Origin of the sequence: Streptomyces sp. CBMA123, assembly GCF_014596465.1 — a bacterium.
GTDB lineage: Bacteria > Actinomycetota > Actinomycetes > Streptomycetales > Streptomycetaceae > Kitasatospora.
The window spans coordinates 1-24,992 of sequence record NZ_MECK01000379.1 but is presented as its reverse complement, the minus strand read 5'-3'; the positions used below and the strand labels follow the sequence as shown (position 1 = coordinate 24,992).

The 24,992-nt window shown below is 71.4% G+C and carries 17 protein-coding genes; 11 read left to right on the top strand and 6 right to left on the bottom strand.

The window, feature by feature from the left end; genetic code table 11:
- Window positions 1–133: 133 nt before the first annotated feature.
- The 3 genes from BG452_RS31170 to BG452_RS31160 all read left to right on the top strand — a co-directional run bounded on the left by BG452_RS31170 (window position 134) and on the right by BG452_RS31160 (window position 5,291).
- Complete coding sequence (locus tag BG452_RS31170) at window positions 134–1,897, top strand: cellulose binding domain-containing protein (protein ID WP_188307707.1); 1,764 nt, start codon at window positions 134–136, stop codon at window positions 1,895–1,897.
- 83 nt (window positions 1,898–1,980) lie between these two features.
- On the top strand, window positions 1,981–3,492 hold the full coding sequence (locus BG452_RS31165; protein ID WP_188307706.1) for a glycoside hydrolase family 43 protein: 1,512 nt from the start codon (window positions 1,981–1,983) through the stop codon (window positions 3,490–3,492).
- Window positions 3,493–3,539: 47 nt separating this feature from the next.
- The gene (locus tag BG452_RS31160; RefSeq protein WP_317621306.1) at window positions 3,540–5,291 is read left to right on the top strand and encodes a cellulase family glycosylhydrolase; all 1,752 of its coding nucleotides are present in this window, start codon (window positions 3,540–3,542) and stop codon (window positions 5,289–5,291) included.
- A 284-nt stretch (window positions 5,292–5,575) separates the two neighbouring features.
- Here BG452_RS31160 and BG452_RS31155 read toward each other — a convergent pair whose 3' ends face one another.
- From BG452_RS31155 to BG452_RS31130, 6 genes are all read right to left on the bottom strand, one after another.
- Window positions 5,576–6,664, bottom strand: coding sequence for an aldose epimerase family protein (locus tag BG452_RS31155; RefSeq protein ID WP_317621305.1), 1,089 nt, complete (start codon window positions 6,662–6,664; stop codon window positions 5,576–5,578).
- Between the two features lie 86 nt (window positions 6,665–6,750).
- A complete protein-coding gene (gene araA / locus BG452_RS31150) occupies window positions 6,751–8,259 on the bottom strand; it encodes an L-arabinose isomerase (RefSeq protein ID WP_188307704.1) in 1,509 nt (502 codons plus the stop codon).
- An 11-nt stretch (window positions 8,260–8,270) separates the two neighbouring features.
- A complete protein-coding gene (locus BG452_RS31145) occupies window positions 8,271–8,939 on the bottom strand; it encodes an L-ribulose-5-phosphate 4-epimerase (protein ID WP_188307703.1) in 669 nt (222 codons plus the stop codon).
- Window positions 8,936–10,642, bottom strand: a complete 1,707-nt coding sequence (locus BG452_RS31140) for a ribulokinase (protein ID WP_188307702.1) — start codon at window positions 10,640–10,642, stop codon at window positions 8,936–8,938. The genes BG452_RS31145 and BG452_RS31140 overlap by 4 nt, the downstream gene beginning before the upstream one ends.
- Before the next feature lie 303 nt (window positions 10,643–10,945).
- The gene (locus tag BG452_RS31135; protein ID WP_188307720.1) at window positions 10,946–11,935 is read right to left on the bottom strand and encodes a LacI family DNA-binding transcriptional regulator; all 990 of its coding nucleotides are present in this window, start codon (window positions 11,933–11,935) and stop codon (window positions 10,946–10,948) included.
- A gap of 441 nt (window positions 11,936–12,376) precedes the next feature.
- Complete coding sequence (locus tag BG452_RS31130) at window positions 12,377–13,861, bottom strand: arabinofuranosidase catalytic domain-containing protein (protein ID WP_188307701.1); 1,485 nt, start codon at window positions 13,859–13,861, stop codon at window positions 12,377–12,379.
- A 357-nt stretch (window positions 13,862–14,218) separates the two neighbouring features.
- Here BG452_RS31130 and BG452_RS31125 point away from each other — a divergent pair, with 357 nt between their 5' ends.
- From BG452_RS31125 to BG452_RS31090, 8 genes are all read left to right on the top strand, one after another.
- Window positions 14,219–15,361 carry a substrate-binding domain-containing protein gene (locus tag BG452_RS31125; protein WP_188307700.1) on the top strand — a complete coding sequence of 381 codons (1,143 nt, stop codon included), beginning with the start codon at window positions 14,219–14,221 and terminating at the stop codon, window positions 15,359–15,361.
- A 44-nt stretch (window positions 15,362–15,405) separates the two neighbouring features.
- Window positions 15,406–16,914: a sugar ABC transporter ATP-binding protein gene (locus tag BG452_RS31120; RefSeq protein WP_317621304.1), complete on the top strand. Its 1,509-nt coding sequence runs from the start codon at window positions 15,406–15,408 to the stop codon at window positions 16,912–16,914.
- Window positions 16,911–17,915 (top strand): ABC transporter permease, encoded by a 1,005-nt coding sequence (locus BG452_RS31115; RefSeq protein WP_188307698.1) that lies wholly within the window; start codon window positions 16,911–16,913, stop codon window positions 17,913–17,915. The genes BG452_RS31120 and BG452_RS31115 overlap by 4 nt, the downstream gene beginning before the upstream one ends.
- Before the next feature lie 624 nt (window positions 17,916–18,539).
- On the top strand, window positions 18,540–19,592 hold the full coding sequence (locus BG452_RS31110; RefSeq protein WP_188307697.1) for a LysR family transcriptional regulator: 1,053 nt from the start codon (window positions 18,540–18,542) through the stop codon (window positions 19,590–19,592).
- Between the two features lie 407 nt (window positions 19,593–19,999).
- The gene (gene chvE / locus BG452_RS31105) at window positions 20,000–21,094 is read left to right on the top strand and encodes a multiple monosaccharide ABC transporter substrate-binding protein (protein ID WP_188307696.1); all 1,095 of its coding nucleotides are present in this window, start codon (window positions 20,000–20,002) and stop codon (window positions 21,092–21,094) included.
- 115 nt (window positions 21,095–21,209) lie between these two features.
- A complete protein-coding gene (gene mmsA, locus BG452_RS31100) occupies window positions 21,210–22,757 on the top strand; it encodes a multiple monosaccharide ABC transporter ATP-binding protein (RefSeq protein ID WP_188307695.1) in 1,548 nt (515 codons plus the stop codon).
- Window positions 22,758–22,760: 3 nt separating this feature from the next.
- Entirely contained in the window at window positions 22,761–23,996 is a 1,236-nt protein-coding gene (mmsB, locus tag BG452_RS31095; RefSeq protein ID WP_188307694.1) for a multiple monosaccharide ABC transporter permease, read from the top strand.
- A gap of 350 nt (window positions 23,997–24,346) precedes the next feature.
- Window positions 24,347–24,877: a SigE family RNA polymerase sigma factor gene (locus BG452_RS31090; protein ID WP_188307693.1), complete on the top strand. Its 531-nt coding sequence runs from the start codon at window positions 24,347–24,349 to the stop codon at window positions 24,875–24,877.
- Window positions 24,878–24,992: the final 115 nt, after the last annotated feature.

Below are 24,992 nucleotides of genomic sequence, written 5' to 3'. Positions count from 1 at the left end.
GGCCCGCATCCGTACGGAACACGCTCAGCGTCCGGGCCAGATCCCGAGCAGCCGCTCCGGCCCCCACCGTCCAGAACGCGGGAGTTCGATCCCCCACCCGAACACCACGCACCCCCACCCCTGGAGGGACGCAGTGAAGTCACCCGTCCAGTCTTGTCGTGAACGCGCCATAGCTGTCGCGGCGGCCCTGGCGCTCGCGGTCACCGGCGCGATCGCCGCCGTCGCACCGCCCGCCGCCGCCGCGAACTCCGTGTCGGTGTCCGTCGACGCCGCCCTGCAGCTCGCCACCGTCCCCGCCACCGGCGTCGGCGTGAACATCCCGGTCTACGACGCCGGCATGAACGCCGCCACCACCCCGGGCCTGCTCAGTACGGCCGGCATCAACACCGTCCGCTACCCCGGCGGCAGCCACTCCGACGTCTACCACTGGCAGACCGGCACCGCCGAGGGCGGTGCCTACGTCGCCCCGAACACCGGCTTCGACGCCTTCATGAGCACCGTGCGAGCCGCCGGGGCACAGCCGATCATCACCGCCAACTACGGCTCCGGCACCCCGCAGGAGGCCGCCGCCTGGGTCCAGTACGCCAACGTCACCAAGGGCTACGGCGTCAAGTACTGGGAGATCGGCAACGAGGTCTACGGCAACGGCGAGTACGGCGCCAACTGGGAGTACGACACCCACACCAGCAAGAGCGCAACGACCTACGCGAACAACCTGGTGCAGTACATCTCGGCGATGAAGGCGGCCGACCCGAGCGTCAAGATCGGCGCCGTGCTGACCACCCCCGGCTACTGGCCGGACGGCATCGTCGGCCCGGGCGACACCATGGACTGGAACCACACGGTCCTGTCGATCGCCGGCTCGAAGATCGACTTCGCCATCGTGCACGCCTACCCCACCAGCACCAGCCCGGCCGACCTGCTCACCAAGCCGCAGGCCCAGAACCCGAACATCGCCGGCGCCGTGCGCTCGCTGATCAACCAGTACGCCGGATCCAACGCCCCCAACGTCGGCATCGCGGTGACCGAGGCGAACGCCCAGGCCTACCTGGACACCTCCCCGAACGGACTGTTCGCCCCGGACAACTACCTCACCTGGCTGGAGAACGGCGCGTTCAACGTCGACTGGTGGGACCTGCGCAACGGCACCGACTGCACGAAGGTGACCACCGTCGAGGGCGCCACCGACTACAACGACGGCGGCATGGTCTCCAGCGGCTCCCCCTGCGAGCCGGCCGTCAACACGCCCTTCCCCGCCTACTACGGCACCCAGATGATCTCCAGGCTGGGCGCACCCGGGGACACCCTGGTCAAGGCCGCCAGCTCGTCCGCGCTGCTCTCCGCGCACGCCGTCCGCCGCGCCGACGGCGACGTGGACGTCATGCTGATCAACAAGGACCCGAACAACGACGCCACGGTGAACCTCTCGTACAGCGGGTTCACCCCCTCCTCCGCCGCCCCGACCGTCCACTCCTACCTCAAGAACGCCCACGGGATCGGCACCGCCCAGTCCAGCAGCCCGACCACCCAGACCGTGCCCGCCTACGGCATCACGGTCGTCCAGATGCACCCGACCGACGCGCCCTGCCGGGTCGTCTACGCCAAGAGCCAGTGGTCGGGCGTCACCGTCGCCAACCTGACCGTCGTCAACAACGGCCTCGGCCAGGTCAACGGCTGGTCCCTCGGCTTCACCTTCCCCGGTGACGCCGGCATCACCAACACCTGGAACGCCTCGGCCTCGCAGAGCGGCCCGAACGTCACCGCCCAGAACGTGTCCTACAACGCCTCCGTCCCGCAGGGCGGCAGCGTCCAGTGGGGCTTCAGGGCCACCTGGTCCAGCAGTGACGCCAACCCCTCCGCCTTCCGGTTCAACGGCGCCTCCTGCGCGATCGGCTGAACCGCCGAACCGGTGGTGCCCCTGGCTCCCCGGGGCCCGGGGCGCCACCCCCGACCCATGAAGACCCGAGAGGAACCGACCACGTGTCAGTCCAGCCCGAGCCCGCCGGCACCGTCCCCAACCCGGTGATCCCCGGCTTCCACCCCGACCCCAGCGTCTGCCGCGTGGGCGACGACTACTACCTCGCCTGCTCCAGCTTCGAGTACTTCCCCGGCATCCCGGTCTTCCACAGCCGCGACCTGGTGAACTGGGCGCGGATCGGCAACGCCCTGGACCGGCCGAGCCAGCTGAACCTGCCACTGGAGTCGCCGTCCTCCGGCGGGATCTACGCCCCGACGCTGCGCCACCACGACGGCCGCTTCTGGCTGATCGTCACCAATGTCAGCGGGGACGGGAACCTGCTCTTCACCGCGACCGACCCGGCCGGCCCCTGGTCCGACCCGGTCCGGCTGCCCGGCGTCCACGGCATCGACCCGGACCTCGCCTGGGACGAGGACGGCACCTGCTTCTGCACCGTCGCCGGCGTCTCCCAGGTCCGCCTCGACCCGGCCACCGGCGAGACCCTCGGCGAGCCGCAGCGGATCTGGTCCGGCGCCCCCGGCGCTGCGGCCCCCGAAGCCCCGCATCTGTACCGGATCGGCGCGTACTGGTACCTGATGATCGCCGAGGGCGGCACCGAGCGCGGCCACGCCGTCTCCATCGCCCGAGGCACCTCGCCCTCCGGCCCGTTCGAGCCCTGCCCGACCAACCCGGTACTGACCCACCGCGGCATCGACAGCCCCGTCCAGAACACCGGGCACGCCGACCTCGTCCAGGCTCCCGACGGCTCCTGGTGGATGGTGCTGCTCGCCGTCCGGCCGCGCGGCGGCACCCCCGCCTGGTACGTGCTCGGCCGGGAGACCTTCCTCGCCCCCGTCGAATGGATGGACGGCTGGCCGGTGGTCGGCCGGGTCACCCCCGAACTGCCCACCCCGGCCTGGCCGTTGCACCCGATGCCCACCGTCCCGGCCCGGGACGACTTCGACCAGGCCGAGCTGCACCCCCAGTGGATCTCCGTACGCCGGCGCACCGAGCAGCTGTGCACCACGAAGGAACGGTCCGGCTGGCTCACCCTGCGCGCCGCCGGCGCCTCCCTCGACGAGAACGACGTGGTGTTCGTCGGGCGGCGCCAGCAGCACCTCGGCTGCCGCGCCCGCACGCTGATCGATCCCACCGAGGGACGCGGCGGCCTCGCCGTCCGCATGGACGAGGACCACCACTACGAGATCGAGGCGGCCGACGGTGAGGTGAAGGTCCTCGCCCGGATCGGCTCGCTGCGCACCGAGGTCGCCTCCCGTGCGGTGCCCGCCGGAGCCGTGGTGCTCGGTGTCGACGTCGTCCCGCGCCAGACGCGAGGCCCGCGCACCGGCCCCGACGACATCGTCCTCGGCATCGAGGAGCCGGACGGAACCTTCACCGAGCTCGCGTGCCTCGACGGCCGCTACCTCTCCACCGAAGTGGCCGGCGGCTTCACCGGCCGGGTCATCGGCATGTACGCCGCCGAAGGCACCGTCCACTTCGACTGGTTCGACTACGAGCCCCTCCCGTTTCCCTGACCACCCGTCAGGGGCTCCCCCACCCCGTTCACCCGAAGGGACGACCCGTGAACACCGCACGACACACCGCCCGACCGCTCGCCCGCCGGCTCCGGCGCACCGCCGGCCTCGTGGTGGCCCTGGCCACCACCGGCGCCCTCTGCGCCGGCACCGCCGTCGCCGCCCCCGCCGAGAAGGCCCCGCCGGCGGCCGAGGCCGCCGGCGTCCGGGTCCCGCAGGACCCGATGGCCGCCGTGGCCCGGATGCAGCCCAGCTGGAACCTCGGCAACACCCTGGACGCCATCCCCGACGAGACCTCCTGGGGCAACCCGCTCACCACCAAGGCCACCTTCGACGGCCTCAAGGCCCAGGGCTTCCGCAGTGTCCGGATCCCCGTCACCTGGTACCCGCACCAGTCCGACACCGCCCCCTACACCATCGACCCGGTGTGGATGAAGCGGGTCAAGCAGGTCGTCGACTGGGCCCTGGAGGACGGCCTCTACGTCGAGATCAACGTCCACCACGACTCGTGGAAGTGGATCGCCGCCATGTCCACCGACCACGACAACGTCGTGGCCCGGTTCAACTCCACCTGGCAGCAGATCGCCACCGCCTTCAAGGACGAACCGCGCAGCCTGCTCATGGAGAGCATCAACGAACCGCAGTTCTCCGACGCGACCGACGCCCAGAAGACCCAGTACCTGCGCGAGCTCAACACCTCGTTCCACGACATCGTGCGCAACACCGGTGGCAGGAACAAGGACCGTCTGCTCGTCCTGCCCTCCGAGGAGACCAACAACGCCCAGCACTGGCTCGACGACCTCTCCACCACGATGGCCTCGCTGCACGACCGCAACCTGGTCGCCACCGTGCACTACTACAGCTGGTACCCGTTCAGCGTGAACATCGCGAACGGCCCGACCTACGACGCGAAGGCCCAGTCGGACCTGACCGAGGGCTTCGCCCGGGTGCACGACACCTTCGTCGCCAAGGGCATCCCCGTCTACCTCGGCGAGTACGGCCTGCTCACCTCGCCCTACTCCGGCGTGGTCGAGCGCGGCGAGATGCTCAAGTACTTCGAGCACGTCAACTACGAGGCGCGGCGCAACGGCATGACCTCCGCCGTCTGGGACGCCGCCAACGACTTCCTGAACCGCGGCACCATGCAGTGGATGGTCCCCGAGATGAAGGACCTGATCCAGACCTCCTGGCGGACCCGCTCGGGCACCGCCTCCACCGACAACGTCTTCCTGCCGAAGTCCGGCCCCATCGCGGCGCAGACCATCACCCTGAACCGCAACGGCTCCTGGTTCACCGGCCTCTGGCAGGGCGACCGCCCGCTGGTCCCGTACATCGACTACACCGTCAACGGCGACCAGCTGACCCTGACCGCCGACGCCCTCACCCGGCTCGCCGGCGACCGGACCGCCGGGGTCAACGCCACCCTGGAGGTCCGGTACTCCGACGGCGTCCCGTGGAAGCTCTTCGTGCGCTCGTACGACAAGCCCGCGATGGCCGACGCTACCGGAACCGCCGACGGGCTCACGATCCCCACCCGGTTCAACGGCGCCCTGATGGCCAACGTGCAGTCCACCTACGCCGACGGCACCGCCGCCGGTCCCGCGTCCTGGACCACCTACCAGTCGTTCGACAACCTCCGTGCCGACTACGGCGCCAACACCACCACCCTCAAGCCCGACTACGTCAAGTCCCTCAAGGACGGCGTCCCGGCGACATTCACCTTCCGCTTCTGGACCGGTGACACCGTCACCTACCACGTGACCAAGTCCGGCAACACGGTCACCGGCACCGCCTCCTGACCCGCGTCCCCTCCGCCCCGGCTGTCGCGCCCGGCAGCCGGGGCTCCCACCCGTTCCGAGGCGCACCCATGGTCCCCCTGCCCCCTCGCGCGCTGTCGGCGCCGCCTACCACCACGAGTACCAGCCCTACGAGCGGCTCACGGAAGACCTCGACCTGATGGACGACGCGAGGTTCACCGTGATCCGGGTCGGCGGGGGCGCTGGCCTCCTGACGCGGGAGGGCGGTGGGCCCCGCCGGGCCCACCGCCCCCGCTCACCGCCCCCGCTCACCGCCCGGCGCTCCGCTACTCGGCCGAGAAGCGGTACACCGTCCGCGACCGGTACCTCTCCCCCGGGCGCAGCACGGTGGAGGGGTAGTCGGGCCGGTTGGGCGAGTCCGGAAAGTGCTGGGTCTCCAGGGCGATGCCCGCGTAAGCGGTGTACCGGCGGCCGGAGCGACCGGCCAGCGTGCCGTCGAAGTGGTTCCCGGTGTAGACCTGGAGCCCCGGCTCCGTGGTCAGGCACTCGACGTGCCGACCGCTGGCCGGGTGGCTCAGCAGGGCAGCCCGCCGCAGCCCGGAGCCGTCGAGCACCCAGGTGTGGTCGAACCCGCGTCCGGCCGCCCGGATCTGGGGGTGTTCCCCGGTGACGCAGGCACCGATCCGCCGGGCGCGGCGAAGGTCGAAGGGGGTGCCGGCGACCGGCTCGACCGGGCCGAGCGGGATCAGCTCCCCGTCCACCGGGAGGTACCCGGCGGCCTCGACGCGCAGCAGGTGGTCGAGCACCGTTCCGCGGCCCTCGCCGGCCAGGTTGAAGTACGCGTGATTGGTGAGGTTGACGACCGTCGGGGCGTCCGTGGCCGCCTGGTAGGTGATCGAGAGTTCGCCGTCGGCATCGAGCAGGTACGTCACCTCGGCGGTGACCGCCCCCGGGAACCCCTGGTCCCCGGCGGGGCTGCGGAGGCGGAAACGGACGCCGACCTGCCGGTCCGCCCGGACCGGCACGCCGTCCCAGACACGGGTGGCGAAGCCGTCCGGGCCGCCGTGCAGGGTGTGCCCGGTGGGTTGGGTGGCCAGCTGGTACGTCCGGTCGTCCAGGGGCAGCACACCGCCGGCGATCCGGTTGGCGTAGCGGCCGACCGTCGCGCCGAGGAAGGCCGCTTCGCCGAGCAGGTCCTCGACGCTGCCGCCGCCCAGGACCACATTGGCCCGCTGCCCGGTCCGGTCCGGCGCGTTGAGGGCCTGGAGGCGGGCGCCCAGGCTGAGCACCTCCGCTGTGACCCCGGCCCGGGAGCCGAACGTCCAGCGGGTGATGCGCTGCCCGTCCGGCAGGGCCCCGGCGGCCTCCTGGGCCACCGTCAGGTCACCGGGGGAGACGAGTACGTCTCTGGGCACGGGCTGCTCTCCGTTCGGCGGGTGTGCGGGAAGCCGGGGCGACGCCCACCGGGCGGGCGGGCGTCGTCGGTACGGGCTCATCGGGGTCAGAAGCCCTGGGCCAGCCGGTGGTAGGCCTGGTTCCAGCGCAGTTCCTTGGTGAAGCGGCGCATCGTGGTGTCGTCGTCGATCACCAGGAGTTCCACGCCGAGCATCTCGGCGAGGTCGTCCAGCTCCTCGGTGCCGACCGCACCGGAGAGCACGGTGTGGTGCGGCCCTCCGGCGGTCAGCCAGGCCTCGGCGGAGGTCGGCAGGTCCGGTCGCGGCCTCCAGACGGCACGGGCGACGGGCAGGTTGGGCAGCGGCGCCGGGGACGGGACGACGTCGATCTCGTTGGCGACCAGCCGGAAGCGGTCACCGAGGTCGGCGAGTCCGACGACGACGGCCGGGCCGGGTTCGGCGTCGAAGACCAGGCGGACCGGGTCCTCCCGGCCGCCGATGGCCAGCGGGTGGATCTCGCACGAGGGGGTCTGCGCGGCGATGCTCGGGCAGACCTCCAGCATGTGGGCACCGAGGATCAGCTCACTGCCGCACTCCAGGTGGTAGGTGTAGTCCTCCATGAAGGAGGTGCCGCCGGGCAGTCCGGTGCCGGTCACCTTGAGGGTGCGCAGCAGGGTGGCGGTCTTCCAGTCGCCCTCGCCGCCGAAGCCGTAGCCGTCGGCCATCAGCCGCTGCACGGCGAGGCCGGGCAGCTGGCGCAGTCCGCCGAGGTCCTCGAAGTTGGTGGTGAAGGCCTTGAAGCCGCCCTGTTCCAGGAAGCCGCGCAGGCCGAGTTCGATGCGCGCCGCGTAGCGCAGCGAGTCGTGGCGCTCCGCGCCGGCGCGCAGTTCGGGCGCGAGGCGGTAGCTGTCCTCGTACTCCTCGGCGAGCGCGGTGACTTCGCCCTCGCCGGCCGCGTCCACGGCGGCGACCAGGTCGTTGACGCCGTAGGTGTTGACCGAGACGCCGAAGCGGCGCTGGGCCTCGACCTTGTCGCCCTCGGTGACGGCGACGTCGCGCATGTTGTCGCCGAAGCGGGCGAGCTTGAGGCTGCGGAGTTCGGCGCGGCCCGCGGCGGCGCGGGCCCAGGCGGCGATCCTGGCGGCCACGGTGGGGTCGGCGACGTGTCCGGCGACGGTCTTGCGCGCGAGGCCGAGGCGGGACTGGATGTAGCCGAACTCGCGGTCGCCGTGGGCGGCCTGGTTCAGGTTCATGAAGTCCATGTCGATGGACTGCCAGGGCAGTTCGACATTGGCCTGGGTGTGCAGGTGGAGCAGCGGCTTCTGCAGGGCGTCGAGGCCAGCGATCCACATCTTGGCCGGGGAGAAGGTGTGCATCCAGGCGATCAGGCCGATGCACTCGTCCGCGGAGTTGGCTTCCAGACAGATCCGGCGGATGGCGCTCGCGTCCGTGAGGACGGGCTTCCAGACCACCTCGACCGGCAGGGTGCGGTCGCGGTTCAGGGTTTCGGCGATCCGCTGGGACTGCTCCGCGACCTGGCGCAGCGTCTCCTCGCCGTAGAGCCCTTGGCTGCCGGTCAGGAACCAGACCTCGCGGCCTTCGAGTGGCTTGGTCATGGGGTGGCTCCTCACCGGGCCTGGGGCTGGCCGTAGACGTTCTGGTAGCGGAAGTTGAGACTGTCGATGTCCGCCTGGGCGATCGGCAGCGGTTCGCCGAGCTGACGGGAGAGGTGGACGGTGCGGGCCACGTCCTCGCACATCACGGCGGCCTTGACCGCTGACGTGGCGTCCTTGCCGATGGTGAAGACACCGTGGTTCTGCATCAGGACGGCGGGCGAGCGGTGGCCCTTGAGGGTGTCCACGATGCCGCGGCCGATCGAGTCGTCGCCGATCAGGGCGAACGGGCCGACCGGGATCTCGGCGCCGAACTCGTCGGCCATCGCGGTGAGCACGCAGGGGACGGCCTCGCCGCGGGCCGCCCAGGCGCAGGCGTAGGTGGAGTGGGTGTGGACCACGCCGCCGACCTCGGGCAGGTGGCGGTAGACGTAGGCGTGCGCGGCGGTGTCGGAGGAGGGTGCGTGCTCGCCTTCGACGACCGTGCCGTCCAGGTCGCAGAGGATCATGTTCTCGGGCGCGAGCTCGTCGTAGGAGACGCCGCTGGGTTTGATCACCATGAGGTCCTCGCCGGGGACGCGGGTGGAGACGTTGCCGGCGGTCCAGACCACCAGGTGGTAGCGGACCAGCTCCCGGTGGAGGTCGCTGACCTGGCGGCGGATGAGGTCGATGGTCGCGTTCACAGATCCTCGCTCGGTGTGGTGAGGGTGGTGAGGGCGGCGTTGCGGATGTCGCGCAGGCGGTGCAGGAGTTTGTCAGCGCCGAGGCCGAAGTGGTCGTGCAGGGCCCGGTATTCGGCGAAGAGCCGGTCGTAGGTGTCGGCGGCGGCCGGGTCCGGCTGGTAGGCGCCCCGGTGCACCCGGCCCATGGCGGCGGCCGCGGCCCGTACGTCCGGGTAGGCTCCGGCGGCGACGGCGGCGTGGATCGCCGAGCCCAGCGCCGGGCCCTGCTCGGACTCGGCGACCGAGACCGGGCGGCGCAGCACGTCGGCGTGGATCTGCATCAGCAGGGCGTTCCTCTTGAGGCCGCCGGTGACGATGAACTCGGTGACGGGGACGCCGCCCCGCTCCAAGGCCTCGACGATGACGCGGGTGCCGAAGGCGGTGGCCTCCAGCAGGGCGCGGTAGATCTCCTCGGGGCGGGTGGCCAGGGTGAGTCCGACGATGACGCCGGACAGGTGGTGGTCGACCAGGGTGGAGCGGTTGCCGTTCATCCAGTCGAGCGCCACCAGGCCGTGCGCGCCGACGGGTTGGGCGGCGGCCTTGCGGGTGAGCAGCCGGTGCAGGTCCTCGCCGGTCGCCTCGGCCTCGGCCAGGTAGTCGGCGGGGACGCCCTGGCGCAGCCACCAGGCGAAGATGTCGCCGACGGCGCTCTGGCCGGCCTCGTAGCCGTAGGAGCCGGTGACGATGCCGTCCTCGACCACGCCGCAGATGCCGGGGACGTCGGCGAGGGTGGCACCGTTGACGACGTGGCAGGTGGAGGTGCCCATGATGGCGAGGAGTTGGCCGTTGTCGACGGCTCGGGCGGCGGGTGCGGCCACGTGGGCGTCGACGTTGCCGGCGGCGACGGCGATGCCCTCCGGCAGGCCCGTCCACTCCGCCGCCCGGGCAGTGAGCGAGCCGACCCGGGAGCCGAGCGGGGAGAGCGGGTGCTCCAGGCGGGTGCGGGCGAAGTCCGCGAACTCCGGGTGGAGCAGGGCGAGGTAGTCCTCGCTCGGGTAACTCCCGTCCTGGTGGATGCCCTTGTAGCCGGCCGTGCAGGTGTTGCGGCTCTCGGTGCCGGTGAGCTGCCAGACGATCCAGTCGGCGGCCTCGATCCAGCGCTCGCAGGCGGCGTAGACGGCCGGGTCCTCCTCCAGCACCTGGAGCGCCTTGGCGTACTGCCACTCGGCGGAGATCCGGCCGCCGTACCGGGAGATCCACTTCTCGCCGCAGGCGTGCGCCAGCGCGTTGATCCGGTCCGCCTGGGGCTGCGCGGCGTGGTGCTTCCAGAGCTTGGGCCAGGCGTGCGGGTGGGCGGCCCAGGCGTCCGTCTCGGCCAGCGGGGTGCCGTCGGTGAGCACCGGCAGGACGGTGCAGGCGGTGAAGTCGGTGGCGATGCCGATGACGTGGGCCGGGTCGACGTCGGCGGCGGCGAGCGCGGCCGGGACGGCGGTGCGCAGCACCTCGCGCCAGTCCTCGGGGTGCTGGAGCGCCCAGTCGGGCGGGAGCGGCCCGCCGGTGCCGGGCAGTTCGCGCTCGATGACGGCGTGCGGGTAGTCGTGGACGGCGGTGCCCAGCTCCTCGCCGTCCCGGACCCGGACCACCACGGCGCGTCCGGAGAGGGTCCCGAAGTCGACCCCGACGACGTACTGGTCGGTGTCGGGGTCGGCAGGAGTCACGGTCACTTGCTCATCCTTCGTACGGGAGGCGTGGCGTTGTCGACTGTCGCCGGTGCGGTTCTCGACCGAGGCGGTGGGACCGCACCGGCGACAGGCTTCGTTCCGCTGCCTCCCCCTCTGGAGGGCGGAACGGCTGGCCGTCGGCCGGGCACACGGAAGCGGGATGCGGTGGCTCGGCCGACGGAGTGGGGGGCGTCACTGTTGACGCTCACGGCGATTGTTAACGCTCACAATCACCGTGTCAAGGGAGGTCCACGGCCGAAAGGCCGCGAAACCGCGTGCTCAGGGCGCTGCGGCCCGGCTACCGGCTCAGCGCCGGACGACGGGGCCCACGCTGCGCCGCAACACCATCTCCGCGGAGATCTGCACCTGACTGGGCGGGTGCGCCACGCCCTCCAGCTCATCCACGAGCAGTTCCAGGGCCCTGCGGCCGAGTTCGCCGAAGTCCTGCCGCACCGTGGTCAGCGGCGGAATGAAGTACGCGGCCTCGGGGATGTCGTCGAACCCGACCACGCTGATGTCGCCCGGCACCGACCGGCCGGCCTCGTGCAGGGCGCGCAGCAGGCCGAGGGCCATGTGGTCGTTGGCGCAGAACACGGCGGTGACGTTGCCCAGTCCGGCGATCCGCAGACCCGCCTGGTAGCCGGAGCGGGCGCTCCAGTCACCGCGCTCCACCTCCGGCACGGGAGCCCCGGCCGCCTCCAGGGTGCGACGCCACCCCTCCTCCCGGTCCTGGCTCTCCAGCCAGTTGGCCGGCCCCGCGACGTGGTGCACCGTACGGTGCCCCAGGTCGAGCAGGTGCCGGGTGGCCGCCTCCGCGCCGGAGCGGTTGCCCACCGACACCATGGGCACCTGGGTCTGGTTGCCCGAACCGACCGCGACCACCGGCACGGAGCTGGAGAGCCGGGCCACCGCGCTGACGGTGGAGGTCTGCGGCGCTATCACCATGACGCCCTCCACCCCCTGGTCGCGCAGCCGGTCGACGGCCTCCTGGATCGAACGGCCGTCCAGGGAGCGCAAGCTGGCGACGCTCACGAAGTACCCGGCGCTGCGCGCGGCCCGCTCGATGCCGTCCAGCATCGAGGCGGGGCCGTAGAGGGTCGAGTCGAAGCTCACCACCCCGAGCGTCTGCGAGCGGCGGGTGACCAGCGCCCGGGCGGCGGAGTTGGGCCGGTAGTCCAACTCCCGTATGGCCGCCAGCACCCTGTCCCGGGTGTCGGGCCGGACGTGCGGGGCTCCGTTGAGCACCCGGGACACCGTCTGGTGGGACACACCCGCCAGTTTCGCCACGTCCGCCATTACGGGCTGGCGCTGTTCAGTCCCGGTGCTGTCGGTTCCCACTCGCAGTCCCCTCCTCGGTTGTGGACCACAGTACGCGACCAGGTCCAGTCCAATCCGTCACCCTCGGTTCAACAGACGGCCTCTCTTCATACCAGTCCCCCGGGGCGTCCACATGTGCCGATACCGCCAAGTTAACGCTCACACGCGCTCCACGGGGGGGCTTGCCGAGATCGTCCGCCCGTGGCCCGCGCGGCCGGCAGCGGTCAGTGAGGCGTTCAGCACGGAGCGCGTACCGGCCGGCCGGGACCGGGGCGCTGAACGCCATGCCGTCCCCGGCCTCGCGGGACCTCGCCGGCCCAGCCCCCGACGCACGCGTCGGGGCCGCACCCCCCCGGCCCCGACGGCGGCCGGGCCCCGGCTCCGCAGGTGCGCGGAGCCGGGGCCCGGCCGGGGTGCGCGCTACCCGAGGGTCCACCGCTGGTTCCCGCCGCCCCAGCAGCTCCACAGCTGGACGGGCGTGGCGTCGGCGGTGGCCGCCCCGGCGACGTCCAGGCACCGGCCGGACGGCACGCCGCTGACGCTGCCGTCGGAGTTGAACCGCCACTGCTGGTTGGCGCCGCCGTTGCACGGCCAGGTCACCACCTTGGTGCCGTCGGCCGTCGCGCCGCCGTACGCGTCCAGACACAGCGTGGTACCGGAGACGTTCACCGTGAGCCGGCCGTCGTCGGTGCGGGTCCAGGTCTGGTTCGTGCCTCCGGAGCAGCTGTTGATCTGCGTCTGGGTCCCGGGCGTGGTGGAGGCGTTCGGCACGTCCAGGCACTTGTCCGAGCCGGCGCCGCGCAGCGCCCCCGTGGCCGCTGCCGGGGAGTTGGCGTAACCGGCGGCGACGATGTTGGCCTGCACCGCGTTCTCGGTGGCTTCCGACGGGTAGCCGGAGGTCATCACGCCCTCGTAGAAGGTGCCCCGGGCACTCTTGCTGTTGTCGCCGCCGATGCCGAGGATGATCGCGCCCTCCTTGTGCATCGGGTGGTACCCGGCCACGTTCGGACGCGGACCGGAGTAGAAGGTCGACAGCCCCCCGGACTGGGCGTCGCCGGCGCGGATCGCCCACTGGTTCGGCGCGCCCTTGACCATGGCCGTCAGGTAGCGGTGGTTCACGGTCGGGTCGTCGGCGTTGTAGCCGGCGTCGACCCCGGAGAACAGACCGTTCTCCAGGTCGGCCATCACCCAGGGGCCCGGTCCGGTGCCGTAGCCCCAGACCTTGATGTTGCCGAAGTAGATGGCTTCCATGTGACCGTTGCCGGTGTCGGTGCTGCTGGTCTCGGCGTTGCCGTAGTCGAAGCAGCAGCCGCCGTTGTCGTGGGTCCCGTCGAGGATCGCGTACATCCCCTCGGGCTGGTCCCCGGTCGCGACGCCCGAGGTGTGGTTGTCGCGGTAGCCGGTGCCGGGCGCCACGTAGACGCCGTAGGCCCGGTGCCCGTTCAGCGTGGTGGGCGCGAGCGCGGCGTCCGCGAGGTTGTCCGGGCCGGGTGCGGCCCCGCCGCCGGGCGCCTGGGTCAGGTGGTTGCCCCGACCGCTCTGGTCGTAGATCACGGTGATCACGCAGGCGGTACCGGCGCAGAAGGCGTCCTGGGCGGCGGCGTCGGCGTAGCCGCCGGGACTCAGCGCCCCGATGTTCCGGATCGCCTGGTCCGACGCCCGCCGGACCTGGTACAGCGGCCCGCCGTACCCGGAGTACAGCGCGCGGGTGGTGCTGTGCGCGGCCACGCAGGGCGTGCCGCCGGCGGCGTAGAGGTCGCACGGGCCCTGGGTGGCGGCCTGGGCCACGCCGCCCGTCACGGTGGCACCGGCCAGGGCGCCGACCAGGACGGCGAGGGCCGTCCCGGCCCGGGCGAGGCGGCGCAGCGCACCGCTTCGACGGGTTGTCCTGTTGTTGTCACTCATGGGTGCTCCCTGCTCGTCCGTTGAGCGCGGCCAGAGAAATGTGAGCGCTAACAATCCAGCCCACGACAGCAGGCTGCGGCCGGGGCGGGGGTGGGGGTGGGGGTGGGGGTTCCTGGACCGGTGACAGTGCCCGCACCGGCCGTGTCCCGTCAAGGCTTTCGACAGAACCCGTGACGGAAGGGCCGGTCGAGGACTGATCGCCCGTCAGGGCCGCCACCTTCCGCTTGACGCACAGTGGTTGACGCCGAGCAATGTGAGCGCTCACACTCCACACCGGCGCACCCGCGTCCGGTTCGCCGCGTCCACGCCTTTCACCTGCTCCCCCACCCATCGGCAGCGATCGAGAGGAACCACCCCATGCGCGCACCCTCCCGCAGGCCCTCCAAAGCCACCCGCCTCACCTCCGCCGCGATCGCCGTCCTGGCGCTGGCCGTCGGCTGCAGCAAGCAGGGCGCCGGTGACTCCGGCACCTCCACCGGAGCCTCCTCGGCCGCCGCACCCGCGATCCAGGGCGACATCACCTTCAACGACGACAACCTGACGCGCCTCGACGCCGCCCTCAAGACCGCGCTCCAGGGCAAGGACCTGTCGCAGCTGGACCTGGCCATGGTCGTCAACGTCGCCGTGGACTACTGGAACGCCGGAAAGGCCGGCTTCACCAAGGGCCTCGCCGACCTCGGCGCCAAGGGCACCTTCCAGGCCCCGGCGAACGGGCGGCTCGACCAGCAGCTGTCCATCCTCCAGACCCTGCGCGGCCAGGACATCTCCGCCTTCTCGCTCTCCGCGATCGATCCGACGGCCGTCAAGTCGCCGATCCAGTCGGCTGGTGCGGCGGGGATCCCGGTCCTCGCGATCGACTCGCCACTGCCCGCCGAGGACGGCGCCGCACTCTACCTCGGCACGCCCAACTACCAGGCCGGAAAACGGGCGGGCGAGGCGATGAGGACCGCCCTCGGCGGCCGGGGAAAGGTCGTGGTGCTGGTCGGCTCGCTCACCGCCTCCAACGCCGTCGAACGCATCCAGGGCTTCGAGGACGCGCTCAAGGGCTCCGACGTCACGGTGTCCAACAAGCTCGCCGACACCATGGACGCGGCCAAGGCCCTGACCAACGCGCAGACCGCGATCCAGACCGACCCGGGGGTGACCGGCCTCTACGGCGTCTACTCCTACGACGGCCCGTCGGCCGCGCAGGCGGTGCAGGCCGCAGGCAGGACCGGAAAGGTCAAGGTGATCTCGGACGACAGCGACGCCCAGACCCTGGCGTTCATCCAGCAGGGCGTCATCCAGGCGACCGTCGTCCAGTCGCCCTACCAGCAGGGCTACACCGGCGCCTACCTGCTGGCCGCCCTCAAGGTGCTCGGCAAGGACGCCACCATGGCCGTCGTGAAGCCGTTCCTGGAGTCCGACGGCAGCACCCTGAGCTCCGGTGTGGGCGTGGTGACCCCGGACAACCTGGCCGCCTTCCGGGCCAAGCAGGCCCAGCTCGGCAGCACGGGATGACCGGGGCGGGCACCCCCGGCCGGCCGGCCGCGACCCTGCGCGCCGTGCGCAAGAGCTACGGGCCGGTCACCGTGCTGGACATCCCCGAGCTGGAGCTGATGCGTGGCCAGATCACCTGCGTGGTCGGGGAGAACGGCGCCGGGAAGTCGACCCTGATGGGCGTGCTGTCCGGCACCGTCTCCCCCACCGCCGGCGAGATCCTCGTCGCCGACCACCCCCTCCAACCGGGCCGACCCGACCACGCGAAGGCCCTCGGAGTCGGCCTGGTGGCGCAGGAGTTCCCGCTGGTCGGCCGGATGAGCGTGGCCGAGAACCTGCTGCTCGGCCGGCGCACCCGGCCCGCGCAGGGCGCGGGGGCGCTGCGCCGCGCCCTGTTCGACCGCGCCGGCACCCGGCACGAGGCCCGTGAACTGCTGGCGGACATCGGCGTCGAGGGCGTGGACGTCGACCGACCGGTGGAGCGGCTGCCCGTCCCGCTGCGGCAGATGATCGAGATCGCGAAGGCCTGGGGGAACCGACCCCTGGTCCTGATCCTGGACGAGCCGACCTCCTCGCTGGGGCCGGTCGAGGCCGGCAAGGTCCTCGCACTCGCGCGGCGGCAGGCCGCGAACGGCGGCGCGGTGCTGTTCATCGGCCATCGGCTGGACGAGGTGCGGGACATCGCCGACCGCGTGCTGGTGCTGCGCGGCGGCCGTCTGGTCGCGGACCTCCGCCCGGCCGAGGCCACCGACGTGCGGATGATCCGCGAGATGGTCGGCGGCGAACTCGCCCGCGACATCACCGTCCGCCCCGTCCCCGCCGCGGCCCGCACCGTCCTGACCGCCCGGGGGCTGACCGCGGCCGGCCTCGGCCCGGTCGACCTGGACCTGCGGGCCGGTGAGATCGTCGGGGTGGCCGGCCTGATGGGCTCGGGCCGCAGCCGGTTGCTGCACACCCTGATGGGCGCGCAGCCCAGCACCGGGGGCGAGGTCGCACTGGGCGGGCGCCGGTTCCGCCCGCGCCATCCCGCCGACGCGGTCGCGGCGGGCATCGGTCTGGTGCCGGAGGACCGCAAGGAGCAGGCCCTGCTGCTGTCGCACCCGGTGCGGTGGAACGCCACGCTGGCCACCCTGCGGCGCGACTCCTGGCACGGCGTGCTCACCCCAGGGGGCGACCGGGCGCGCTCCCGCCGGATCGTCGACGCCCTGGGGGTGCGGCTGCACAGCCAGGAACAGCCGATCGGAGACCTGTCCGGTGGCAACCAGCAGAAGGTCGTGTTCGGGCGGTGGCTGCACGCCGCCCCCGAGGTGCTGCTGCTCGACGAGCCGACCCGCGGCGTCGACGTGGGCGCCAAGGCCGAGATCTACCGGCTCGTCGACCGGGCCGCGGCGGACGGTCTCGCCGTCCTGGCCGCCTCATCCGAACTGGAGGAACTGCTGTGGATCTGCCACCGGATCCTCGTGATGGCCCGAGGACGGATCGTCGCCGATCTGCCGCGCGACCGGTTCGAAAAGGAACGGATCATGACGGCAGCCACCAGCCGGCCGACAACGAGCGCGGAGGAAACCGCATGACCACCGAGAGCGCTCCGGCCCGCGAGACGGCCGCAGCCGCCCGGAGCCGACTGCGTGTCCTGATCGACACGCCCGAGGTGGGTGTCGTCCTCGCCTGCGTCGCCGTGTTCGCGGCACTCGCGCTGGCCCGTGACACCTTCGCGAGCGCGGTCAACCTCCAGGGCATGGGCGCCGACCTCGCCCAGTACGGGCTCCTCGCGATCGGCGAGTCGCTGGTCATCCTCACCGGCGGCATCGACCTGTCGGTGGGCGCCCTGATGGGCACCAGCGTGATCCTGATGTCCTGGTTCGACGTCCGGGCCGGCCTCCCCGCAGGCGTGGCGGTGCCGGCCACCCTGGCCGTCGCCGGACTGGTCGGCCTGGTCCACGGGCTGGCCGTCACCCGGCTGCGGATGCCGCCGTTCGTCGTCACACTGGTCACCTACACGGTGGCCCAGGGCGTGACCCTGGCCATCACCTCCGGCACCTCGATCGTCGGCATCTCCCCGTTCTTCGGCGACGTCGGCCAGAGCTACCTGGCCCAAGTCCCGGTGCCGCTGGTGCTGTTCGCGGTGGTCGCCGGCACCGCCTGGTTCTTCCTCGAACGCACCTACGCCGGACGGCAGGTCTACGCGGTCGGCGGCAATCCCGAGGCGGCCAGGCTGGCCGGCATCCGCGGCGACCGACGGGTGGTCTCCATGTACGTGGCCTCCTCGCTGGTGTCGGCTTTCGCCGGGATGCTCGTGCTGGGCCGGATGGGAGTCGGGTCCGCCAGCGGCGTCGGCGTCGGCTGGGAGCTCTCGGCGATCGCGGCCGCGGTCATCGGCGGGGTCAGCCTGACCGGCGGGCAGGGACGCGTCCTGGGAATCGTCGCGGGCGCCGTCCTGCTGGAGCTGATCAACAACGGACTGACCACCCTCCAGGTCAACTCCGACTACACCGACATCGTGCTCGGCTGTGTCCTCGGCCTGGCCATCACGGCCGACCGGCTGCGCGCCAGGCACGTGGCGAGGAGGTCCTGAGCCGTCTCCTCGGCACCCTGCCGATCTCTCCGGCCTGCCGTCGCCCCGCCATCTCGCCTTCACCTGGCCCTGGTTGGCGGGGCACGCCCCCTCCGCCTGGCGGGGAGAAGGACACGGCGAAGGCCCGTCGGCTCGTCGCCGACCGGATGACCGGCACCGGTGGCGGGACCTGCGCCCACCGCCTGCTGGAACGCGTCGCCGGCGAGGTGCCCCGGCAGTCGGGTCGACCTTCCGGGGCAGCACGCGGCACCCGCCCCGGGAGGCCTGTCCCGGGGCATGGGAATGTCCATGTGAGCGATAACATCGCATCGCGGATGCGTGCTATCGTCAGCACCGACCGCCAGTCGGGACAACTCCGCGGCGGCCTCGAAATACCCCCGACAGCGCGTCATGAAATGTGCTGCACGGGGCCCTGATCAGGACCCTTCCGGTCTCGTGCACTGCCTTTCCCGCAGCCCCCTGCCCCCGCTGCGCGAAGAGGTCGGCAGCCGCCCCCCTCTCCTCCCCCCGGCGGCGACCGGAAGGGTCCCCTTTTCTGCTGAATTCCGACCAAGAAACCGGGCTCCGTCGAATCTTCACTTCGGAAGCTATTCTCAGGCATTACCTGCCGTATAGGTTTGCGCCATGGAGCTGGAGTTTCGTCATCTGAGGATGATCCGGGCCATCGGCGACGCCGGAAGCGTGACCAAGGCAGCGGACCGGCTGGGACTCGCCCAATCGGCGCTCTCCACCCAGCTGAAACGGATCGAGGCGGCCGTGGGCGGGCGGCTCTTCGAGCGGGGCCGGGAGGGCGTACAACCGACCCCGCTGGGCATCCTGGTCCTGGAGCGGAGCCGAGTACTGCTGCCCGCGATGCGTCAACTGCAGGAGGACGCCCGGTGCCTCGCGAACACTGCGCGCAAGGACGGCGCACTGCGCGTGGGGGCGACCCACGGTCCGTTCCTGGGCGCACTGGTGGACCGACTCACGACGGCCCGGCCCGAGCTGGTGGTGAGCACCCGATCGTCGACTTCCGCCTCGGAGTTGGTGGACCGGGTGCTCGACGGGCGGCTGGACCTCGCACTCACCGGGTGCTGCGGACACCGGAAGGCCACGGGAGACGAGCGGCTGGAATGGCGGGAGATCGCCACAGACCCGGTGTTCGTCCTGCTCGCCGAGGAACATCCGCTGGCAGGGGAGCCGGAGGTGGAACTCGGACAACTCGCGGGCGAGCGCTGGGCTCTGCCACCCGGGGAGAGCTGCTTCGGTGAGTGCTTCGCAGCCGCCTGCGTACGCGCGGGCTTCCTGCCCCGGTCGGTCTACGAGGCCGACGCGGCCTCGTGCCTCCACCTCGTCCGCTCGAACCGGGCGGCCGCGCTGTGCCGGGCGACCTTCCCGCCACCCCCTGGCGTCGTGCCGATTCCCCTGGCCCCACCGCAGTTGAGCTGGCGCCAGCTGTTCTGCTGGCGTCCGCTCGCGCTGGCGCGTGGGCTCGCGGACGAGGTGCTCTGCTACGCCAGGGCGGTGCACGCCGACGCGGTGGCCCGCAGCCCGGTGTACTCGGCGTGGCTGCGGCGACAGGAGGAATCGGCGGCGCGACTGGGGGACAACAGTGCTCCTGCGTCGCCGGACCACCGGCCTCACCCGCGCCTGACGGACCCCGATCCGCTGGAGAGCCAACCGGACCCGGCACCCTGAACGACCCTGACCGTCGCCACCGCCGCCCCGGCCGCCGCCCGGACCACGGTCGTCCGCAACACCCTCGCCACCGGCTGACCCAGGAGCAGCAAGGTGCTCCGCTCCCCGGTCCCCGGCGGGAAGCGGGGCACCGTGCTGCGGCGGCCGCCGCTCCCGGACAGCCCCCTCCGGCCGTCCGCACCCCGGCGGACGTGTCGCCGGGGCACCGCTACCCAACGGTGATCTCACGCCCCTTGACGCCACGGTTGTTAGCGTTAACACTTCATTTCACGCCAGGCCAGAGCTACCGCCACCCCGACGTTCCACAGCGCGAGGGACCGCTCCGGCCGGCCCCGCTCGACCACGCCCAGAGCCGCCCAGTCACGGGCGCACTGCGCCGGTCGCGGAACATCATCACTGGAGGAACTGTGCGGAAGCTTTCAGCGGGCCTTGTCGCGGCGGGCCTGACCCTCTCGTTGGCGGCCTGCGGCCAGAGCAGCAACGGCGTAGGGGACGGCGCCGCCAAGGGCGATGCCAAGGGTGGACTCATCGGCATCGCGATGCCGACCAAGTCGTCGGCACGCTGGATCGACGACGGCAACAACATGGTCAAGGACTTCCAGGCCAAGGGCTACAAGACCGACCTGCAGTACGGCGACAACGTGGTGGAGAACCAGGTCTCCCAGGTCGAGAACATGATCACCAAGGGCGCCAAGCTGCTGGTGATCGCCGCCATCGACGGCTCCTCCCTCACCAACGTGCTACAGAAGGCCGCCGACGCCCACATCCCGGTCATCTCCTACGACCGGCTGATCAAGGGCACCGCGAACGTCGACTACTACGCGACCTTCGACAACTACAAGGTCGGCGTCCTCCAGGGCGGCTACATCGTCGACAAGCTCGGCCTCAAGGACGGCAAGGGCCCGTTCAACATCGAGCTGTTCGCCGGCTCGCCGGACGACAACAACGCCAACTTCTTCTTCAACGGCGCGATGAGCGTCCTCAAGCCGTACATCGACCAGAAGAAGCTGGTCGTGCAGAGCGGCCAGACCGACTTCAACCAGGTCGCCACGCTGCGCTGGGACGGCGGTGTCGCCCAGTCCCGGATGGACAACCTGCTCAGCAAGGCCTACACCACCGCGCACGTCGACGCCGTGCTCTCGCCGTACGACGGCATCTCGATCGGCATCCTGTCCTCACTCAAGGGCGTCGGCTACGGCACCGCCAAGTCGCTGCCCGTCGTCACGGGCCAGGACGCCGAACTGGCCTCGGTGAAGTCGATCATCGCGGGCGAACAGACCCAGACCGTCTACAAGGACACCCGCCAGCTGTCCAAGGTGGCGGTCCAGATGGGCGACGCGCTGCTGACCGGCGGCAAGCCCGAGGTCAACGACACCACCCAGTACAACAACGGCGTGAAGGTCGTTCCGGCGCAGCTGCTCCAGCCGGTCAGTGTCGACAAGGACAACTACCAGAAGATCCTGGTCGACAGCGGTCAGTACACCGCGGACCAGCTCAAGTAGCCTGCGGGGCCCGCTCGGCGGGCCCCGTGCCGAACCGGCGGTGCCGAGCCCGGGCTCCCCCGGGAGCCCGGCGGCTCCCCCACCGCACCGCCCCGAACGATACGGACGCACAACCATGGTTGGACCGGTTCTCGAAATGCGGTCGATCAGCAAGTCGTTCCCCGGCGTCAAGGCGCTCTCCGAGGTCAACCTAACCGTCGCCGCCGGCGAGGTGCACGCCATCTGCGGCGAGAACGGTGCCGGCAAGTCCACCCTGATGAAGGTGCTCAGCGGGGTCTACCCGCACGGCGGCTACGAGGGCGAGATCCTCTTCGAGGGCGAGCCCTGCCGGTTCAAGGACATCCGGGCCAGCGAGCAGCGCGGCATCGCCATCATCCACCAGGAACTGGCGCTGGTGCCGTACCTGTCCATCGCCGAGAACATCTTCCTGGGCAACGAGCACGCCACCCGGGGCATCATCAGCTGGCACCGGACGCTCACCCACGCCGCCGACCTGCTGCGCCGGGTCGGGCTGGACGAGAGCCCGCACACCAGGGTCGCCGACCTCGGTGTGGGCAAGCAGCAACTGGTCGAGATCGCCAAGGCGTTGGCCAAGGAGGTCAAGCTGCTCATCCTGGACGAGCCGACCGCCGCGCTGAACGACGAGGACAGCCGCAAGCTGCTCGACCTGATCCTCGAACTCAAGGCGCAGGGCATCTCCTGCATCGTCATCTCGCACAAGCTGAACGAGATCGCCCGGGTCGCCGACGCCGTCACCATCCTGCGCGACGGGCAGACCATCGAGACCATCGCGATCGGCCCGGAGGGCATCTCCGAGGACCGGATCATCCGCGGCATGGTCGGCCGGGACCTGGAGCACCGCTACCCCGAACGCACCCCCGAGATCGGCGAGGTCGCCTTCGAGGTCGAGGACTGGACCGTCCGGCACCCGATCGACCAGCAGCGCACGGTGGTGGACGGCGTCTCGCTGAACGTGCGGCGCGGCGAGATCGTCGGCATCGCCGGGCTGATGGGCGCCGGCCGCACGGAACTCGCGATGAGCGTCTTCGGCCGCTCGTACGGGCGCTGGGCCGGCGGCCGGGTGCTGCTGCACGGCCGGGAGGTCCACACCCGGACGGTGCCGGAGGCGATCGGGCACGGCATCGCCTACGTCACCGAGGACCGCAAGCAGCTCGGCCTCAACCTCATCGACGACATCAGCCGGAACATCTCGCTGAGCGCGCTCGGCAAGGTCGCCCGGTACGGCCGGGTCGACCGGCACGAGGAGAGCAAGGTCGCCGAATCGTTCCGGCGGACCATGAACATCAAGGCCCCGACGGTGTTCACCCGGACCGGCACGCTCAGCGGCGGCAACCAGCAGAAGGTCGTCCTCAGCAAGTGGATCTTCGCCGAGCCGGAGGTGCTGATCCTCGACGAGCCCACCCGGGGCATCGACATCGGCGCCAAGGCGGAGATCTACACCGTCATCGCCGAACTCGCCGCCCAGGGCAAGGCCGTACTCGTCATCTCGTCCGAACTCCCCGAACTCCTGGGCCTGTGCGACCGGATCTACACCATGGCCGAAGGCCGGATCACCGGTGAGGTCGAGCGCGCCACCGCCACCCAGGAATCCCTCATGCGGCTCATGACCATGAGCGCCGCATCCAGCAGCGAACAGGTGTAAGGCATGGCCCAGACCGAGATCATCCCGGACTCCACCCAGAGCGGCCCGGAGGCCGGCCCCGGCCAGTCCGTCGGCTCCGCACTGGCCCGCGCGCTGCGTGGCAACGTGCGCCAGTACGGCATGCTCGTCGCGTTGGCGTTGATCGTGCTGCTGTTCCAGATCTGGACCGACGGCATCCTGCTCCAGCCGCTCAACATCACCAACCTGATCCAGCAGAACGGCTACATCCTCATCCTGGCGATCGGCATGATGATCGTCATCATCGCCGGGCACATCGACCTGTCGGTCGGCTCCCTGGCCGCCTTCGTCGGGGCCGCCGCCGCGGTGATGATGGTCGAGCACCACCTGCCGTGGCCGGTGGCGATGCTCGCCGCGCTGGTGATCGGGGCCCTCGCCGGGGCCTGGCAGGGCTTCTGGATCGCCTACCTCGGGATCCCGTCGTTCATCGTCACCCTGGCGGGCATGCTGCTGTTCCGCGGCGGCACCCAGATCCTGCTGCAGGGCCAGTCGGTCGCGCCGTTCCCCAAGGGCTTCCAGAGCATCAGCAGCGGCTTCCTCCCCGAGGTCGGACCGCACACCAACTACCACAACCTCACCCTGCTGCTCGGTCTCGCGGTGCTGGCCGTCGCGATCCTCCAGGAGCTGCGCGGGCGGCGGCAGACCGCCTCGTTCGGGCTGGAGGTGCTCCCGCTCGGGCTGTTCGTCGTCAAGCTCGCCGTGATCACGGCGGCCGTGGTCGTCTTCACGCTGCTGCTGGCCAGCTACCACGGGGTGCCGATCGTCCTGCTGATCCTCGGCGCCCTGCTGGTCGGCTTCGGCTACCTGATGCGCAACTCGATCATCGGCCGGCACACCTACGCCATCGGCGGCAACGAGCCGGCGGCCAGGCTCTCCGGGGTGAAGAGCAAGCGGGTCGTCTTCCTGGCCTTCACCAACATGGGCGTCCTCGCGGCGCTGGCCGGACTGGTCTTCGCCGCACGGCTCAACGCGGGCACCCCGCAGGCCGGCATCAACTTCGAGCTGGAGGCGATCGCCGCCGCCTTCATCGGCGGTGCCTCGGCCAGCGGCGGCGTGGGCACCGTCCTCGGCGCGATCATCGGCGGCCTGGTGCTGGGCGTACTGAACAACGGCATGTCGCTGGTCGGTGTCGGCACCGACTACCAGCAGGTGATCAAGGGCCTGGTGCTGCTCGCCGCCGTCGGCTTCGACGTCTACAACAAGCGCCGGGCCGGTTCCTGACCAGCCTGCCCGGCGGGGACGGGCCGCGGTGTCTCGACACCGCGGCCCGTCCTGCCCTGTTTCCACCCCGATCCAGACTGGCTTTCTCTCCCCCGACGGCAGCGGCTGCGGCGGACCGGTCAGGGTCACCGACCGCTACGGCGAGCACCTGAGCGTCGACGGGATCGCGTTGCGGGCGAACGCCGTCCAGCCGACCCGCGTCCCGTTCGCCCGGCATGGACAGCGCCGGCCACCCGTCGGCCCCCGCCGGCCTCCGTCCGAGGCGACCACGGCACCGCCCCGGGACCGGGCACTGCTACGCTCAGGCCGATTGTTAACGCTCACATTGCAGGGAGGAGGCGACCGGGGACATGCTCCTCGATGACGCGTCCGCGGAGTTCCACGACTTCTTCGAACGCCACTACGCCGAACTCGCCCGCCTCGCCCATCTCCTGACCGGCGGGACGGACGCGGCCGACGACCTCGCCGCGGACGCCCTGGTCGCCCTGTGGCAACGCTGGGACCGGCTCCGCGCGGCCGACCACCCGCTCGCCTACGCCCGCGGAGTGGTCGCCAACATGGCCCGGGAACGGATCCGCAGCGCCGTCCGCGAGCGGCGCCGGGTCCTGCTGTTCTGGTCCCGCACCCCGGAGAGGACCTCGGGACCCGACGTGGCGGCCGTCCTGGACGTGCGCGCGGCGCTCGCCCGGCTGCCGTTCCGCAAGCGGGCCTGCGTGATCCTGCGGCACGCCTTCGACCTCTCGGAGAAGGACACCGCGGCGGCGCTGGGCATATCGGTCGGTACGGTGAAGAGCCAGACCTCGAAGGGCATGGCCGAGCTGGAACACCTGCTCGGCGCACGAGCGGTCGGCGAACTGGCGACAGGAAGGAGGAACCGATGAACGAGCACATCACCCGGCAGCTGCGCGAGGCGGCCGAGGCCCACCAGCCCGACCGCGCACGGATGCTGGCCCGCGTACAGCGCGGCGCGGCCGGCCCCGCCGCCCGCCACCGCAC

Bases quoted from the DNA above. Each gene is read 5' to 3' on its own strand.
- araA (WP_188307704.1), bottom strand. From the start codon at position 8,259: ATGACCAAGCCACTCGAAGGCCGCGAGGTCTGGTTCCTGACCGGCAGC.
- BG452_RS31135 (WP_188307720.1), bottom strand. From the start codon at position 11,935: ATGGCGGACGTGGCGAAACTGGCGGGTGTGTCCCACCAGACGGTGTCC.
- BG452_RS31130 (WP_188307701.1), bottom strand. From the start codon at position 13,861: ATGAGTGACAACAACAGGACAACCCGTCGAAGCGGTGCGCTGCGCCGC.
- BG452_RS31125 (WP_188307700.1), top strand. From the start codon at position 14,219: ATGCGCGCACCCTCCCGCAGGCCCTCCAAAGCCACCCGCCTCACCTCC.
- BG452_RS31115 (WP_188307698.1), top strand. From the start codon at position 16,911: ATGACCACCGAGAGCGCTCCGGCCCGCGAGACGGCCGCAGCCGCCCGG.
- BG452_RS31110 (WP_188307697.1), top strand. From the start codon at position 18,540: ATGGAGCTGGAGTTTCGTCATCTGAGGATGATCCGGGCCATCGGCGAC.
- mmsA (WP_188307695.1), top strand. From the start codon at position 21,210: ATGGTTGGACCGGTTCTCGAAATGCGGTCGATCAGCAAGTCGTTCCCC.
- mmsB (WP_188307694.1), top strand. From the start codon at position 22,761: ATGGCCCAGACCGAGATCATCCCGGACTCCACCCAGAGCGGCCCGGAG.
- BG452_RS31090 (WP_188307693.1), top strand. From the start codon at position 24,347: ATGCTCCTCGATGACGCGTCCGCGGAGTTCCACGACTTCTTCGAACGC.